At 68.3% G+C, this 353-nt stretch carries 1 protein-coding gene; it reads left to right on the top strand.

All coding sequences use genetic code 11. The annotated features are described in order from the left end of the window. Nucleotides 1–353: hypothetical protein (locus AC1DCG_RS25245; protein ID WP_477041774.1), on the top strand; the 353-nt coding region annotated here is incomplete at both ends.

The following is a 353-nucleotide window of genomic DNA, read 5'->3' as shown; positions in this document are numbered from 1 at the left end:
TCGTGGGCCTGCAGATCGATCCCTTCCATCCGGGCCTGATCGACGGCCTGGCCCGAACCCGCGACGGCCGCGCCCGGCGCGCCCAGGATATCGGCGAAGCGCTGGCCAAGGTCGGCATCCACGATGCCTACGCCGGCGCGCTGCGCCATGTCGGCAATCCTGACCTGATCTCGCGCACCCATTTCGCGCGTTGGCTGGTGGATGAAGGCTATTGCGCGACCATCAGCGACGTATTTAGCGAATATCTGTCCGATGGCCGCCCCGGCTTCGTGCCGCACCGCTGGTCGAAGCTGTCCGAGGCGATCGGCTGGATCCGTGACGCCGGCGGCGTCGCTGTGATGGCCCACCCGGGC

This window comes from Caulobacter sp. 10L414 (assembly GCF_056395525.1).
The sequence above is the reverse complement of the archived record's forward strand: the minus strand, read 5'-3'. Positions and strand labels throughout refer to the sequence as shown.